General features: G+C 37.3%; 15 protein-coding genes. 4 read left to right on the forward strand and 11 right to left on the reverse strand.

Translation table 11 applies throughout. The annotated features are described in order from the left end of the window. Positions 1-38 precede the first annotated feature (38 nt). Positions 39-413, forward strand: coding sequence for a hypothetical protein (locus tag Q0X66_RS10760; protein ID WP_297706205.1), 375 nt, complete (start codon positions 39-41; stop codon positions 411-413). Between the two features lie 220 nt (positions 414-633). Next, positions 634-1,338 carry a hypothetical protein gene (locus tag Q0X66_RS10765; protein WP_297706207.1) on the forward strand — a complete coding sequence of 235 codons (705 nt, stop codon included), beginning with the start codon at positions 634-636 and terminating at the stop codon, positions 1,336-1,338. A gap of 86 nt (positions 1,339-1,424) precedes the next feature. On the opposite strand, the gene Q0X66_RS10770 is transcribed toward Q0X66_RS10765, so the two are convergent. From Q0X66_RS10770 to Q0X66_RS10785, 4 genes are all read right to left on the reverse strand, one after another. Further along, positions 1,425-2,519: a DUF2652 domain-containing protein gene (locus Q0X66_RS10770; protein ID WP_297706209.1), complete on the reverse strand. Its 1,095-nt coding sequence runs from the start codon at positions 2,517-2,519 to the stop codon at positions 1,425-1,427. Positions 2,520-2,617: 98 nt separating this feature from the next. Continuing rightward, positions 2,618-4,207 (reverse strand): trehalase family glycosidase, encoded by a 1,590-nt coding sequence (locus Q0X66_RS10775; RefSeq protein WP_297706211.1) that lies wholly within the window; start codon positions 4,205-4,207, stop codon positions 2,618-2,620. A 42-nt stretch (positions 4,208-4,249) separates the two neighbouring features. Beyond that, positions 4,250-4,744, reverse strand: coding sequence for a nuclear transport factor 2 family protein (locus tag Q0X66_RS10780; protein WP_297706213.1), 495 nt, complete (start codon positions 4,742-4,744; stop codon positions 4,250-4,252). Further along, the gene (locus tag Q0X66_RS10785) at positions 4,737-5,231 is read right to left on the reverse strand and encodes a hypothetical protein (protein ID WP_297706215.1); all 495 of its coding nucleotides are present in this window, start codon (positions 5,229-5,231) and stop codon (positions 4,737-4,739) included. The genes Q0X66_RS10780 and Q0X66_RS10785 overlap by 8 nt, the downstream gene beginning before the upstream one ends. Before the next feature lie 64 nt (positions 5,232-5,295). Here Q0X66_RS10785 and Q0X66_RS10790 point away from each other — a divergent pair, with 64 nt between their 5' ends. Both Q0X66_RS10790 and Q0X66_RS10795 read left to right on the forward strand, forming a co-directional pair. After that, positions 5,296-6,246, forward strand: a complete 951-nt coding sequence (locus Q0X66_RS10790) for an NAD-dependent epimerase/dehydratase family protein (protein ID WP_297706216.1) — start codon at positions 5,296-5,298, stop codon at positions 6,244-6,246. Positions 6,247-6,324: 78 nt separating this feature from the next. Beyond that, a complete protein-coding gene (locus Q0X66_RS10795; protein WP_297706218.1) occupies positions 6,325-7,029 on the forward strand; it encodes a hypothetical protein in 705 nt (234 codons plus the stop codon). Between the two features lie 7 nt (positions 7,030-7,036). Here the strand turns inward: Q0X66_RS10795 and moaC are convergent, their stop codons facing one another. The 7 genes from moaC to Q0X66_RS10830 form a co-directional block, all read right to left on the reverse strand. After that, positions 7,037-7,465, reverse strand: a complete 429-nt coding sequence (gene moaC, locus Q0X66_RS10800) for a cyclic pyranopterin monophosphate synthase MoaC (RefSeq protein WP_297706220.1) — start codon at positions 7,463-7,465, stop codon at positions 7,037-7,039. Positions 7,466-7,467: 2 nt separating this feature from the next. Next, complete coding sequence (locus Q0X66_RS10805; protein ID WP_297706222.1) at positions 7,468-7,911, reverse strand: molybdenum cofactor biosynthesis protein MoaE; 444 nt, start codon at positions 7,909-7,911, stop codon at positions 7,468-7,470. Positions 7,912-8,007: 96 nt separating this feature from the next. Further along, the gene (locus Q0X66_RS10810) at positions 8,008-9,048 is read right to left on the reverse strand and encodes an adenylate/guanylate cyclase domain-containing response regulator (RefSeq protein WP_297706224.1); all 1,041 of its coding nucleotides are present in this window, start codon (positions 9,046-9,048) and stop codon (positions 8,008-8,010) included. After that, positions 9,048-9,422, reverse strand: coding sequence for a response regulator (locus Q0X66_RS10815; protein ID WP_297706226.1), 375 nt, complete (start codon positions 9,420-9,422; stop codon positions 9,048-9,050). Before Q0X66_RS10815 ends, Q0X66_RS10810 begins: the two co-directional genes overlap by 1 nt. Positions 9,423-9,471: 49 nt before the next feature. Next, the gene (locus Q0X66_RS10820; RefSeq protein ID WP_297706228.1) at positions 9,472-10,797 is read right to left on the reverse strand and encodes an ATP-binding protein; all 1,326 of its coding nucleotides are present in this window, start codon (positions 10,795-10,797) and stop codon (positions 9,472-9,474) included. 167 nt (positions 10,798-10,964) lie between these two features. Next, complete coding sequence (locus Q0X66_RS10825; RefSeq protein ID WP_297706230.1) at positions 10,965-13,445, reverse strand: ATP-binding protein; 2,481 nt, start codon at positions 13,443-13,445, stop codon at positions 10,965-10,967. Between the two features lie 3 nt (positions 13,446-13,448). Continuing rightward, positions 13,449-15,608 (reverse strand): ATP-binding protein (locus Q0X66_RS10830; RefSeq protein ID WP_366938686.1); only part of this gene is annotated, 2,160 nt, incomplete at its 5' end.

Raw genomic sequence — 15,608 nt, forward strand, 5'->3', positions numbered from 1 at the left:
ATCCGTATCTTTATGTAAACATTAAATCCCAAAATGTCATGGAAAAAACAAATTTAAAGGGGAGGATTTTAATGGAACTGGAAAGTCTCATCTCCCGTAGTTGTGCGAAATGTAAGATGACCAAAAACTTTCAGAGCCTGCACAAGGCTATTGTAAAGAATCATTACAATGCCACAGATGTGTCTATTGATTATCACCGTAAAAGAATAGCAATGGATATTGTAATGAATGAAAAGGATTATGATCCTAAAAAAATTAATTTGAGACTACCTACATTATATACAAACCTGTTTTTTAATAATTTGTGTGAATTTCTAAAATCATGTATAGACAAGGATAACAGGAGTCTCGCATTTTATGCAAGCTTATTAAATTCTTATACCAAAAAAGAAGAAGAATTAACCCTGGCATAAATAATTCAGAACTAATGACCACCAAATTAAAAGGATGCCCAACGGCATCCTTTTTTTATAAGTTCCTTTTAATACGGAAACCTGACCAAAAAATAACAAAGAAAGGGTCAATTAAAAATTGATATTCATAATAAAATTCCATCTTATTGACTTTTAAGAGTTTCCTTATGTAAAGACCAAAAAAAATGTATTAGTTTTGCCGCACGAAATTTATACGAAAATGAAGAAGTTTATATTTATTCTTATTATTGGTTTAGGATACATTCACGGTGGTTACTCACAAACCAACGCAGAGCTTCAAAAGCATTTTGAGGCATATTATAAGGAAATGCGATTGCAGGCCGATATTAACGGTGTAATCAATGCATTGACTCATTTAAACGTACTATCGCCTTCTGTTAAAAGGAGAGATACCCTGGCCTATGTATATGCGAATAATAATCAGCATTTACAAGCTTTAAATACCATAGGCATTGAGAAGAACGCTACAGATTCCGATCTTGCAGTCCAGGTAAAGGCCATATCATTAAAAGCTTTGAATCAGCCCAAAAGGGCCCTCGAACAGTTTGAGGTTTTATATTCCAGGCAACCCAACGCCTATTTGGCCTATGAACTGGCAGATCTCAAGATTCAGACAGGAGATAACACCGGTGCCAATATCAACATTGAATATGGTATTCTTAACGCTAAAGATGATATGAAGTACGCTTTTTATGAAAGGCAGCAACCATATGAAGTACCTCTAAAAGCAGCCTTTTATCATTTAAAAGGTCTTGTTCAATACAACATGAATAAGGATGATATAGATCTGGCTATTGCTACAATTGATGAAGCACTAAAAATTGATCCCAATTTTAATCTGGCCAGCTTAAGTAAGCAGGCCCTGGAATCAAGGAAGGTTGAACCTGCCGAAAAACAGAATTAAGGTAATATGGCAAGTATTATTTTAAGGCGGGCTTGTTGCCCGCTTTTTTTATTGCTATGACTAAAGGGATATTAAAAGGTAAGTCGCTAAGACGAGGGCATAGCCCGCCTTTCTTCAGTTAATTTAAATAGTAAATCTAAGCCATTTTTCGTGTTCTTCACCAACACCCTTTTGGCAATGAACATCATTAGTAGCTTCTTGAATAAAGATTTTGTTTCCCAATATAATTCTATTTTCAAGTTGCATGAATTTTCTGAAATTGGACTAATGGTATAAAATTGATAAACTGTATCTGCAACAGGAATACTCTTGGTCATTTCACCATAAACATATTTTCCGGGTTTAACTTTTTTCTTTACGGCCACAAAGTTCAAATGTTTATTATTTATTACGCAGACGTGTTCTGAACCTAGTCTGGTAACTTCATTTTCATTGTACTCAAATTTATCGACCCCTTGAACCCAAAGATGTCTATATGAAAGGTTGGTAATATACTCCATAAGAGCTTCAGCAGCTATTGCAAAATCTCTGCCATAAACAATGCCGGGCGGTTTATCAAATATTACCTCTTTGGCCGTGGAATTCTCAATTATATTTAGTTTGTTGCTATCAATTAAAGAATATATGTATTCCACTTCTTTTTGGTCATAAGTGTCTTTCCCTTGTTTAAATCTAAAAACTTTGCTGTAATAATAAATGGGAAGCTCAATATCAGAAGAGAGTTCTTTGCTTATTAGCACGTAATTATCACTTTCAACAGAATTCTTAAGTAACCTATGTGCTTCTATTACTTGTTTCCCAAAAGGTTTTCTATTGCCCTGTACCTCCAGAAATTCTATGTCGCCACAATGTGCTACAATTTTTAATTCCAGTTTTGGAGCTGTTGCACAGGCTTTACATGGGCATATTCTATTCTTTTCTAAAAGTTTGAGATGCCCTGTAAATGCTGTAAACATGGTTTCAATCTGGGCGAGTAATTTTTCCTGTGAAAGCAGTTTTCCTTCGCGATAGAAAAAAAGGGCATCTCCTTCTACCTCAGCCAGCTGCAACTCTTGAGTATTCGCCTCTATAAGTATTTCCAACAATTCGGCAATAACATGCTGGCTATGTGCAACTTCAGTGGTCTGAACGAATTTGGTAAAACCCGAAATGTCCGGTATAAAAAGTAACGACTTGGCCATAATAAAAATAATTGGCTTCTAAAGTTATTATCTAATAAGTCTTGAAATTACTCCAACCTTTCAAGTTATTCCAAAATTATTATAAGAAGAAGAAAACTTTATTGCTTTTCCATCTGTTCCACCATAACCTTAAATCCTAAGGCCACCCCATTGGTCCAGCCAAATCCATCCTGGGTCTCATATTCGCCTCCTCCGGAGAGTAAGCTAATATCCTCCACATTATACTTTTCCATCATCTTCCCTGTATTTTTATAGACCCTCTCATTAATAGCCAGCCACCTCTTCATAATATCCAAAGCTTCCTCCTTATACCCATAGTTAAGTAACCCATGCACAGCCATCCAATGCAATGGTGCCCATCCGTTTGGCGCATCCCATTGTTGCCCTGTATTTTTTAAAGTAGTAAGAAGTCCTCCATCTTTTAAAAACTCAGTAATTAATTTTTCTTTTACCGCTTCTGCCTGTTCTTTTGTTGCAATATTAAAAAACAAAGGATAAGTCGCTGCTAATGTAAATTCATCTGTGTTACTTTTCGTTTTAAAATCAAAATCCATATAGAACTGTACATCTTCAACCCAAAAAATTTCCTGAATCAAATCCTTCCGCTTCAGTGCCTTTTCCCGAAACAGGGATTCAGCTTGCTTATCCCCTATTAAATTATATCCATGAGCTATTTGATTCTCCATAAAATAGAGCAGGCAGTTCAGATCTACTGCTAATATATTGGCGGTATTTGTTGACTCAAAGGAATCTTCCTCGGCATACCAACGGCTGCTAAAATCCCAGCCGGAAGTAGCTCCTGCCCTTAAATTGACATATAGATCCGCTTTCTCTTTTTGAGTTGCAAGGTCATCCGCTAAATGATAATCTTCTTTATAGCTTTCCGGGCGTGGTGTAACACTACTGTCCCAATACCTGTTAAGGAATGAGTCATCCCCCACTTTAACTACATACTTGTTAGCTTCATATGGCTCTCTAATAACATCTTTCCCAGCCATCCAAAAATCATACTCCTTCTCAATCATTGGTAAATATTCTGCTAAAACCATACTGTCTTTTCGGGCAAGTGCGGTTGCCATAAGTGTAAAGAACGGCGGTTGTGAACGGCTTAAATAATAGTTCCTGGTACCATTGGGTATAAAACCCAGAGTATCTATTAAATATGCGAAATTATCAACCATGTTTCTGGCAACACCTTCCTGATTATCTACTAACAAACCTTCTATAGTAAAATAACTGTCCCAATAATAAATTTCCTTAAATCTCCCTCCAGGCACTACGTATTCATTAGGCAAGGATATTCTTGAGGAATAAGGAATCACAGAATCCGGACCCCTGGTTAATTTACCCCAGATACTGCTAATATGTTCAAACATGGTATGGGTTGTATCTGTTGTGAAGCTCAGTGTAGCTGTAGATTTATCGCTAAAATTTTCTGCAACAAAGGCTTTCAGATCAAAATTCTCATCTTGTCTCTCCTTTTCATATTTCTTGTTAAGTGCGTAATAAGATTCCTTTGGAACCAGATCAACAAAAGTTTTGGAATCTTCAAATAAAGCTTGCATTTGCACATCCTTAAATAAGGGCGATGCATAATAATCTATTTGCTGCTCCCTGGGTTCCGTTTTGCAACCCACAAATACTATAAATAGAAAAATAAAAGGGAGAAAGTTTCTGTACATTTTCATAATATAATAATTTAACGACTAATCACCTTGTAAACCAGAGTACTAGCGGAGTTTCTTATTTAACAGGAATAAGCTGTCTTTTTCTTTCTTCATTTCACTAACGCGATCTACATCTTCATTAGGAATAGTAATGGAAAGCACATAGTGTTTTATCCTCCATTTGCCATCTTCTTTTTGAAGTACTCCGGAGCCTCTGCAAATTTCCATTCGGGTATCCAACAATTCATCAAACCAGGCAAAATTTCCAGCTTCATTAATGTAAATATTTCGTTCAATGGTAGTAAAACTCCAGGCCTTTCCACGTTCAAAATAAGGTTTTGAAAATGCCCTGAAATCATCATTTTGCCAATTTTCTGATGCATCGGTTCCAATAAAAACTCCGTCCTCGGCAAGGATTCCAAAATAAGTTTCAAAATCGGCTTCAGATGCCGCCTTATGCCATTTATTAATCAGTTCTTTTATTTCCTTCTTATCGTCTTCCTGGGCAAACAATTGCCCCGCGCATAACATTATGAAAATCACCAATAGCTTATTCATCTAAAATCATTTTGGTATCAAAATTATAATTTACCATCACATTGAATTGATTGCGCAGGTCATTAAAAGCATTGACCATCTCTATAGTTGGTTCTAATGGATTCTTGCGGTATTCAAGGGTTGCTTTTACTTTTAAAATATAGGTTTTGAATACTTTTTGCCGACTTTTTACCTGTGGTATATCAAAAGTTTCCGGGTATTCGGAAGACGCCAGTGCATTTTGTTTTTCTATAAACTCATCAATAAGCAGAATAAGTTCTTCATAATTTTCAACAGAGTAAAGTCCATCAAAAGCTACATCCAAATCATTAAATTCCGCCCATGTCTCAAGTATTGCTTTTGCGCCTCTATTCAATATCGATTTTTTGGGTAGTTTCTGAACATCAAATTCCAGCTCAACTGTCTCAATACTCTGCTCAGTCCTTTGATTGTTGCCACAGGAAAACAAGAGTAAGAATGTTAACCCAAAAACAAACAATTTTCTCATAGGACGAATGTACAAATTTTAATAAAAGCTATCTTTACCAAGGAATTATATTTACTCCATATATATGCAAAAATCCATCCTTATTTTAGGGGCCTGTGGGCAGATTGGTACAGAACTTACACTGGCCTTACGAGAATTGTACGGTAATGAACAAGTGGTTGCCAGTGATATTCGTGAAGGAACTGATAGTTTGATGAGCTCCGGGCCGTTTGAGTTACTTGATGCTACCAATTATGAAGCCATAGAGGATGTCATATTGTATCATGAAATTGAGGAAGTATACTTAATGGCCGCTATGTTGAGTGCAACAGCTGAGAAATTTCCTGAAAGGGCATGGAATTTAAATATGAATTCACTTTTCAACGTACTAAACCTGGCCAAAGAAAGAAAAATTGAAAAAATATTCTGGCCTTCCAGTATAGCAGTATTTGGCCCAAATACCCCAAAAGACAATACTCCTCAAAGTACAATAATGGAACCCAGCACAGTTTACGGCATAAGCAAGCAATCCGGTGAAAGATGGTGTTCCTATTACTACCATAAATTTGGCGTGGATGTGAGAAGTTTAAGGTACCCGGGATTAATTAGTTGGAAAACCCTGCCAGGAGGAGGCACTACGGATTATGCTATTGAAATTTATCACGAGGCCCTCAAAAAGGCAAGCTATACTTGTTTTGTGAATGAGGATGTAAAACTTCCAATGATGTTTATGGACGATGCGATCAGGGCTACAATTGAACTTATGGATTGTAATCCTGAAAAAATATCTGTGAGATCCTCTTACAATCTGGCGGCCATGAGTTTTTCACCGGCCGATATCAGCGCTAGCATTAAAAAATACATCCCAAATTTCAAAGTGTCTTATAATCCGGATTTCAGACAAGCTATAGCCGAAACATGGCCCAGCAGTATTGATGATTCTAAAGCAAAAGAAGATTGGGGGTGGGAACCGCAGTTTAACCTTGAAAATACTACCTTAGAAATGTTGAAACACCTGCCTTCTCAAAATTTTTAGACCCTCCTTAGCTATTTGATACAAATAGATCATTTCAATGGAATTATCCGTATTTTTAACCCATTAAAATCATTAATTATGAAATGGATTATTCTCTTCTTTTCGGCATTTTCTATAGTAAGTCTGCAGGCTCAGATCTCTCCCGGGATATATCATGTAAAGGACAGTGTTGACGGGCTCATCTTTACACATGAACTAAAAATTGACAACACATATCTTATTCATACAATTTATACTGAATCGCCACCAGGGTTTGTTAAAACCGTTGGTGGATTTTATAATTTAGAGAATGATGTCTTAATCGTAAAACTTGAATTTAATTCTAATTATGAGGAAGATACTACTACATCTGTTGAATTGCCCGTAGCAATTGTTGAAGAAGGTTTGGTATTAATTGGGGATAATAATCTAACCTTTAAGAAAGATCCTGAATTAAAGCAGCCATTAGATGGTAAGTGGCTTTTTGCAACACGTGGCCCCGATGAAGGACAGGAAAGACGCGGAGAAAGTAATTCGCGAAAAACAATGAAAGTTTTATCAGATGGATATTTTCAATGGATTGCTTATGATACGGAAACTTTTAAATTTTCCGGTACTGGCGGTGGAACTTATACTTCAAAGGATGGGGTTTATTCTGAAAACATTCAATTTTTTTCCCGTGATAATGCCAGGGTAGGCGCACTACTTAATTTCACTTATGAAATAAAAGGTAATGACTGGCATCATAAAGGGAAAAATAGCAAGGGAGGACCAATGTATGAGATCTGGGCAATAAGAAAATAATCTCTTTTTAAGTATTATTGATATCAGATTTGCCCCCCGTTTTCCGGAGTAGTTTAATAGAACTGATCTCCACCTCTTTATCTATAGGCTTAAGCATATCATACATATTTAGGGCCACTATACTGGCCCCGTGCATGGCTTCAACTTCAACCCCTGTTTTATAATTAGTTTTTACGGTAATCAATATTTTGATCTGATGGCCTTCTACTTCGTAAACAATGTCTGTATATTCAATAGGCAAAGGGTGACAATCGGGTAACAGGTCAGATGTCTTCTTAACCCCTAATAATCCGGCGGCCTTGCTCATGGCAAATACATCTCCTTTAGGAACCGTGTTTGTCAGTATGGCTTCTATTGTGTCTTTTGAACTTACATGCACTATAGCTTGAGCAACAGCAGTTCTTAATGTATTCTTTTTATGTGTAATATCTACCATCTTTAGGTGTTAACTTTCCATTGGTACGAATCGTCCTCAAATAACTCTTTTCCAAAAACAGGAACCTGCTTTTTAATTTCCTCAACTACATCATGTAAAGCTTCAAACACCTCTTTTCGGTGAGGCGAGGAAACGAATACGAACAAGCATATTTCACCTGTCTTAACAATACCTGTGCTATGGTATATATGCATGCAACTTAAGTTAAACCGTTTAAAAGCAGCCTCCCTGATCTCATGAAATTTGAGGTTGGCCATTTCTTCATAAGCTGAATACTCAATTCCCTCAACCTTTTTCCCTCCAATTTCGTCTGCCCGTACCTGTCCCAAAAATATATCATGAGCACCAATCTGAGTTTTTGTTTGATGTTTCGCAATAGCCTTAGCTATAAATTCAGGAGTTATTGCCCCCTGTATAAATACGTTTTTGACCTTTGGTTTTTCCATAAAGAATTTTACTTTGGTGCTAAGGTAAAGAAGATTTGGGAAATTGAAATCATCCTTTATGCCTGTCTTTTAAACCGATAGTATTAAATATATAGGCTATTCCAGAACTTCATAAACGGTAATAGGACTAGCTTTATTTTTCATGTTAATACTACCAACTTTTTTGCACTGAAAAGATTCCTTAACCTGTTCATAACAACTCTCGGAAATTATGATTTGGTTTTCTCCGGCAGCATCCTGTAATCGAGCCGCGGTATTCACATTATCACCGATGACCGTATAATCCAAACGTTTTAGATCTGAAGATCCTATATTCCCTGAGATCATTTCCCCGCTTTTAATACCAATGGATACCTTGGGTTGGAACTTAGTACTGTCATCTGCAGCAGGCCGGGCATTTATCTGATCGCGTACGGCCAGGGCCGCATCAATGGCCCGATCTAAATGGTAGTCTCCTTTGAATACTGCCATGATAGCATCACCAATAAACTTATCTATATGGCCTTCCTGTGCGAGAATCTCCTTCACCATCACATCAAAATAGGTATTGAGCATAGTTACAACCACATCTGGGGTGGTATTTTCACTTATAGCCGTAAAACCACACAGGTCTATGAACATCACGGTCGCCTCAATATTTTCATTGGCCATGATGGTGGCTTCATATTCTTGACTGCCCATAAAATTCAGTACATTTTCATCTACATACATCTTAAGTATGTTGTTTTCCTTGATGGCCTTGAGGGTTTCTTTTAACTGACGAGCATGTTTCAAAGTCTTTTCCATCGTAATTGTCAGGTCTTTAAAATCAATGGGCTTGGTAATAAAATCAAAAGCCCCTCGGTTCATCGCTGTCCGAATATTGTCCATATCCCCATAGGCGGAGACCATCACCGATTTAAGTAGCGGATTTAATTCGTTGAGTTTGGTAAGCAAAGTAAGCCCGTCCATTTCAGGCATATTTATGTCGCTCAACACTATGTCCATGTCGGGTATATCAACTAGTTTCTCCAGGGCATCCTTCCCGTTGATGGCAAATACAAATTCATATTCGTTTTGCCGTATTTGTTTTCGGAACTTTTGTTTGATGAGTATTTCTAAATCTACCTCATCATCTACAACTAAAATTTTTGACATTACAATAGTGCTTTTAATTTTTCTTTTAAAATACCAAATTCTAAGGGTTTTGTCAGGAAATCATCTGCCCCTAGTCTCATAGCGGTATCGTAGTTTTCCTTATCGCCATAGGCGGTTATCATCATGACCACGGGTGGTGGCTTTAAAAAGTTTTTCTTAATTTGTTCCAAAAGCTCCAATCCGCTCATTCCCGGCATATTAATATCAGAAAGGATAAGTACCGCTTCATGATTAAGTTCACCCAAATAAGTGAGTGCCTCCTCTCCGGAAAATGCAAATGCAAAATGCAGTTCTTTATTCCGGATCTCTTTCCGGAAACGCTGCTGAAACAACAATTTTACGTCCTGTTCGTCGTCTACCACTAATATTTTCATATCGTATTGGTGTTTGATATTATTTCTGCTAATTCTTGTAATTTAAACATCATGTTTTCTGTTCTAGGGGTAATGATATGGTAAAAGTTGTTCCTTTTCCTTGCTCCGATTCCACTTTTAATTTCCCATTGTGCCCTTTAGTCACTATGTCATAACTCATACTCAGGCCCAGGCCTGTTCCTTGCCCAGTGGGCTTGGTGGTGAAAAAGGGTTGGAAGATTTTTTCCTTGACCTTTTCCGTTATGCCGTTGCCATTGTCCTTTACACTAATTGTAATCCCATTTTTGGTTTTTTTGGTTGAGAGTGATACAGTGGGTTTATACTGGTCCTCGGAAGATGCCAAATTTGCCAAGTCTTCTTTGGATGAATTAGCGAATGCGGATACTTCGTAAAAGGCATTGGTCAGCAGATTAAGCACCACCCGCCCGATATCCTGTGGGATTATGTTGATAGTTCCTATGCTTTTATCAAAATCGGTTTTCATGGTAGCATTGAACGATTTATCTTTGGCCCGCAAGCCATGGTAGGCCAGGCGGAGGTATTCGTCACAGAGTTTATTGATATCGGTTGGTTCTTTTACTCCGCTACTGCTACGACTATGTAGTAGCATCCCTTTTACGATGGCATCTGCTCTTTTGCCATGGTGATTAATTTTTTGTTCATTTTCCTTAATATCTTTTGCTATTGTTTTTACTTCATCAAGATTTCCTTTCTCAACTTCTTCGCTTAATTCATCAATCAATTCGGTATTCACATCAGAAAAATTATTCACAAAGTTCAAGGGATTTTGGATTTCATGGGCAATTCCAGCGGTGAGCTCACCTAGACTGGCCATTTTTTCCGATTGGATCAGCTGACTTTGGGTATTTTTTAATTCAGTGAAAGCATGCATTAATTCATCTTTTTGTTTTGTTATTTCTGCCGTTCTTTCCTCAACAATCAACTCCAGTTTTTCTTTTTGTGCCGATATGAATTTGTTTCGCTCTTCTTCTGCCAGTGTTTTTTGTCTTTCTTTTTTAAGGGCTCTATTCTGTTTGTTTGATCGTAACAGCATGGCAATCATCCAGGCAATGGAAAAGACAATGGCAAAGTCCAGGTAATTATCTATTTGTTCGTAAAGGGGTAAATAAATAATTTTAAGCAGATCTTTTATAGTATTTATGATTATTAAAGGAAGAACGGCTACTACAATAGTTCGCATTCGTTCAAGTTGCGGAAGCCTGAAAATCAGATATCCAATTCCCAGTATTAATAAGTGCCATATCCAATTTGTAACAATCGTTATGGGAAGTGTTCTTTCTAATATAAAAAGAATTGCTATGCCAATCATGGCCCATAAGAGGGTTTTATTCCAATGGGTATTTGGCGAAAGCAAACGTAAGTTTTTACGGATGTGCCAAACTATAAAAAATAATATAAAGGGTTCTAAAATCATAACTATTTGAAATGCTGACTAAATATCGCCTGCTAAATTTAATTCTTTAAAATAAAAGATATTCCCTTTGTTGAAAATTATATGTACTTAGGAATTTTCAACAAAAATTATAGCGTTGGTAATTGAATGCTAAAAGTGGTTCCCTGACCCTCTTTCGTTTCCACCTTCAACTCCCCCCCATGTGCCTTTACAATATCATAGCTCATGCTTAGCCCTAATCCTGTGCCCTCACCCGTAAGCTTTGTGGTAAAAAAAGGTTGGAATATTTTAGCAATAACCTTTTTAGGAATTCCGTTGCCATTATCGCTCACTTCTATGCTTAACTTACCCGCCATCTTTTTGGTTCTTATGGAGACCACTGGCTTGTATCCTTCAGGGCTTTGTTGTTGTTTCTCCTTTACCGCATGAAATGCGTTTGTCAATAGATTTAAAATAACCCGACCCATATCTTGGGGGATAATCTCAATTGTCTTGATCGATGCATCAAAATCAGTTTTAATGGTTGCGTTGAAAGTTTTGTCCTTAGCCTTTAAACCATGGTAGGCCAGGCGTAAATATTCATCTGCAAGTACATTGATATCCGTAGGTTCTTTTTGCCCACTACTGCTACGGCTATGCTGTAGCATGCCTTTTACTATTTCACTGGCACGTTGCCCGTGGTGATGTATCTTTTCAAGGTTTTGCTCAATATCATTTCCTATTTCCAGCGCTTCTCTCTGATCACCCTTCTCAATCTCCTCATACATTTCTTTCATCAGTTCCTGAGAAACTTCAGAGAAATTATTGACAAAATTAAGTGGGTTTTGAATTTCATGCGCAATTCCCGCAGTGAGCTCTCCTAAAGATGCCATCTTTTCGGATTGTATTAATTGGGATTGTGTTGCTTTTAACGCTACCAAAGTCTCCTGAACTTTCTCCTTTTGTTGCTGAAGAATTAGATTTGCCTTTTGTCTGTTTTTATTATTCCGAAATAAGATAGAGCTAAGTATTAGGGCAAATAAAAGAGCTCCGGCAATACTTATGATCCATAAGCGCTGATTTTTGTTTTGTTGCTCTTTTATAAATTGTTCTCTTTCAAGTATGTCAATTTCCTTTTGATTCCTATCAATCACCGATCGAACTTCTGCCTTCATAAGAACGTTTGCAATATCAATATCCTCTGATTCTTTGATAAGATCCTTGTAGATCTTTAAATGCTTATATGCCAGGTTCTCGTATCCCAGCGCGTCATAAATGTCAGAAAATGTCAAATTTAATCGCTTTTTTAATCTGATATTGTCTTCATGTAAAACTTCTTGACTTAGCAAAGCATACTTTAGGGCATTTTCATAGTCATTAAGATTATAATAGCAAGTTGATATGCGATAGGCTTCCCATTCATCATTATCGACTCTTTTCAACCTAATTGATGCGTCAAGAGCTTTTTCAATTAGCGAAATGGCTACCTCATAATGATTCTTATCCATTTGAATATGACCTTCAAGGCTATAACTATCTGCTACGAAATCTTCGGCAGTAAGCGGCGTGGATATACTTTTTTTAAGCTGATTATAATATTGCGCTTTGTCGTAATTTTTAGCATCGTACATGGCCCACATTACCTGATTGTAAGCATTAAACATATCTGCGGGTAAATTATGTGCCTCCAATAGTTTGACTCTATTCTCCATCGCTTCTGCTCCTCTATCGAACATCTCTAAATCTGAATACAGTCGGTACATTTGACCATATACATCCGACAACATAAAATAATCATTAATTGATTCAAAAAAATCAATGCACCGCAAATAATGCTCTATAGCAATCGTATTTTGCCCGTTAATTCTATAATAATTTGCCAATTGAAAATTTAATGGCCCTGTCTCATTTTTATTTTTCATTGACGCTACCAATTCTTCAATTTTGGCTTCGATGATATCCTTTTCCAAAACATCATTTTCTTCGATAGCTACATAACCTAAATAAGAATAATAGAGGAATACTGGATAAAATTCTTCCAAATCTGAATAAATCTCAATGATATTATTCGCTGCTAATCTAAATTGATCAATATCATTTATAGTATAGTAGTAATAAGCAAGATGGTCATATAATGCTGCCAATATTTCCTTGTTCTTAACATCCTTGAAATGTTCTAATGCCTTCAACAGTTTCTTATAAGACATTTCATTATAAGGTGTCGGATAGCCATCCGGAGGCTGGACTTCAGTAAAGGAATCATTTTGATTTAATTGTGTGGATAGCATCCTTGCCTTTTGATGATGATATGAAACAATATCTGCCTGGCCCAAGAAGGCGGCCAAGGTCTCATGAAACATGATCCCTCCATCTTTAAATTCAATTTTTTCTGACAATTCCATTGCCTCTATGGTTGCGGAAAAACCCTGAATAATTTCCTGATTATAAAAACTCATCCGGGCATACTCATTGAGTAACCTTATTTTTTCTTTATCATTTTGATTGCTTTTATAAACAAGCACCTTCAAACTATCCAATTTGCCCGGATCAACAAAAAGCGTATCCTGAGCCTTTAAGGGTGCAAAGACAAGGATAAATATCATGCTAATGAATACGTTTCTTACATTCATAATTTAAACAGGTAATATGATTATAAATTGACTTCCTTCACCTTCATTTGTCTCCACTTTCAGTTCTCCCCCATGCGCCTTTACAATATCATAGCTCATGCTTAGCCCTAATCCCGTACCCTCACCTGTAGGCTTTGTGGTAAAAAAGGGCTGGAATATTTTTTCCAGAACTTTTTGTGGTATCCCCTTGCCATTGTCCTTGACGGAAATCAAAACCTGATTTCCGTTTTTTTTCGTTTTGACCGAAACCGTAGGTTCATAACCGTTTGGTTGTTGTAGTTTTCTCTCGGATACCACATAAAATGCATTGGTAATTAAATTCAGAATCACTCTTCCTATATCCTGAGGAATAACATTGATCTTATCTATACTTTCATCAAAATCTGTTTCCATAGTAGCGCTGAAAGTCTTGTCTTTTGCGCGTAAACCATGGTAGGCCAGACGTAAATATTCATCTGCCAAAACATTAATATCTGTGGGCTCTTTTTGCCCACTGCTGCTGCGACTATGCTGCAGCATTCCTTTTACAATCCCATCAGCCCTTTTGCCATGGTGGGTTATCTTATCCAGGTTTTGTTTAACATCCTCTGCGATGGCTTGCGCTTCCTTAAGGTCACCTTTCTTCAATTCCTCATTCATCTCTTCAATAAGTTCCACACTTACTTCGGAAAAATTATTGACAAAGTTCAAGGGGTTTTGGATCTCATGGGCAATGCCAGCTGTAAGTTCCCCTAAACTGGCCATTTTTTCGGACTGAACCAACTGGTTCTGAGTGGCTTTTAATTCAGTAAGCGTTGTCTCGATACTCTCTTTGGCATTTTCCAGTTTGGTAAAATCCTCGTAACGCGCATAAGCGATCGAAAAGGTCTCGGCCAAAGATCTCACCAGATCAATATCATCTTCTTCAAGCTGTTCGATATTGCCAACATAAAGCATTCCCTGGCTAAAGGGTATAAAATGAAGGTCCAGTGAATCCGGGGGGGCCGCTGCACCCTGATAGGTGTCCGCATCCTTTATCTGACCTCGTGCCAACATGGATTGCGTCCACTCCACAAAATCTTCCTTGTTCCAGTGTTGGTGGTAAACTTTATTTTTTGTCCAGTTTTCCACGGCGTTTTGCGTGAGTGAATTTACATTAAAGGGAAGATGTAATACCCCCAGGGAATGACCGTCCGGGGCCGACAAATACACTTCTAATTTTTTTTCTTTTTCATGAATAATAAAGACTCCGCATCTAAAAAAAGGAACTCCCAGGGAAGTAAGTTCATTAAATACCAGAGGGGTAATACGCTGCAGATCTTCGGTTGACCGCATGCTGGCAATTTCTCCCCGTACCCGGTCTAATGAAGCTTGTTTAACAGCGTCTTTGGCCCTGTCCTCTGCCTGTTGCAGATCCAGGAACCTTCTGTACGTTTGGCCAAAAACTGCAGCAAACCGTGCTAAAAGTTTAGATGATTCTTCTGAAATAGGGGCTTCAGAAAACGTAAAAAGAATCCCTGAAGAAAAAAAGAAACTTCGATGAAACTCTCGTTCTGGTAGTGTTTCAAGATTGGCATTAAATGGGTATTCAGGTTCATTATTGAGTGCCTTATAATATTTTCTAACATCTTTTCCTGTATAGTCATATGAATACTCGGTGCTTCCATTTTTCCAAGCCTTTTTAAGACCTACCAGCATAGGGTGTATGGTCATATTTAACATTCCCACTCTTAATTCTACTGTACCATCGGAATTTGAATTTACTGACCTGGTTTCCATCCCCTTATTACCTTCAAGAATACCTATTCCACAACGTATGGATTTGTCCAGACCTAAATTCAATACTTCACCAAACAAAGAAATAACTATATCTTCTAAATCTTCGCTATTATGCATCGCCATGGTCTTGGAACGCACTCTTTCCAGGGCCCCTTCAATCTGAGCTTCTCTGGTTTGTGCTTCCGCTTTTTGAAGGTCTAGGAAACGTGTATAGGTTTGTTGAAAAACCTTTCCAAATCGCATGAGAATGGTATTATCTTCATCAGAATAAGGAACTCCCTGAAAATTTTCGATATACAGACCAACATTGTCTAATAATACTGTAGAAATAGCTAGTCCAGGACAACTTAAATAATGATCTTTTACTTCTTTGGGTGACTCTGGAATAAACTCGAAGAGGTCTTC

The sequence above is a fragment of the uncultured Eudoraea sp. genome, from assembly GCF_947260015.1.
Lineage (GTDB): Bacteria > Bacteroidota > Bacteroidia > Flavobacteriales > Flavobacteriaceae > Eudoraea.

Excerpts from the sequence above, each read along its gene's own strand:
- Q0X66_RS10760 (WP_297706205.1), top strand. The coding sequence starts at position 39 with ATGGAAAAAACAAATTTAAAGGGGAGGATTTTAATGGAACTGGAAAGT.
- Q0X66_RS10765 (WP_297706207.1), top strand. The coding sequence starts at position 634 with ATGAAGAAGTTTATATTTATTCTTATTATTGGTTTAGGATACATTCAC.
- Q0X66_RS10770 (WP_297706209.1), bottom strand. The coding sequence starts at position 2,519 with ATGGCCAAGTCGTTACTTTTTATACCGGACATTTCGGGTTTTACCAAA.
- Q0X66_RS10775 (WP_297706211.1), bottom strand. The coding sequence starts at position 4,207 with ATGAAAATGTACAGAAACTTTCTCCCTTTTATTTTTCTATTTATAGTA.
- Q0X66_RS10780 (WP_297706213.1), bottom strand. The coding sequence starts at position 4,744 with ATGAATAAGCTATTGGTGATTTTCATAATGTTATGCGCGGGGCAATTG.
- Q0X66_RS10785 (WP_297706215.1), bottom strand. The coding sequence starts at position 5,231 with ATGAGAAAATTGTTTGTTTTTGGGTTAACATTCTTACTCTTGTTTTCC.
- Q0X66_RS10790 (WP_297706216.1), top strand. The coding sequence starts at position 5,296 with ATGCAAAAATCCATCCTTATTTTAGGGGCCTGTGGGCAGATTGGTACA.
- Q0X66_RS10795 (WP_297706218.1), top strand. The coding sequence starts at position 6,325 with ATGAAATGGATTATTCTCTTCTTTTCGGCATTTTCTATAGTAAGTCTG.
- moaC (WP_297706220.1), bottom strand. The coding sequence starts at position 7,465 with ATGGTAGATATTACACATAAAAAGAATACATTAAGAACTGCTGTTGCT.
- Q0X66_RS10805 (WP_297706222.1), bottom strand. The coding sequence starts at position 7,911 with ATGGAAAAACCAAAGGTCAAAAACGTATTTATACAGGGGGCAATAACT.
- Q0X66_RS10810 (WP_297706224.1), bottom strand. The coding sequence starts at position 9,048 with ATGTCAAAAATTTTAGTTGTAGATGATGAGGTAGATTTAGAAATACTC.
- Q0X66_RS10815 (WP_297706226.1), bottom strand. The coding sequence starts at position 9,422 with ATGAAAATATTAGTGGTAGACGACGAACAGGACGTAAAATTGTTGTTT.
- Q0X66_RS10825 (WP_297706230.1), bottom strand. The coding sequence starts at position 13,445 with ATGAATGTAAGAAACGTATTCATTAGCATGATATTTATCCTTGTCTTT.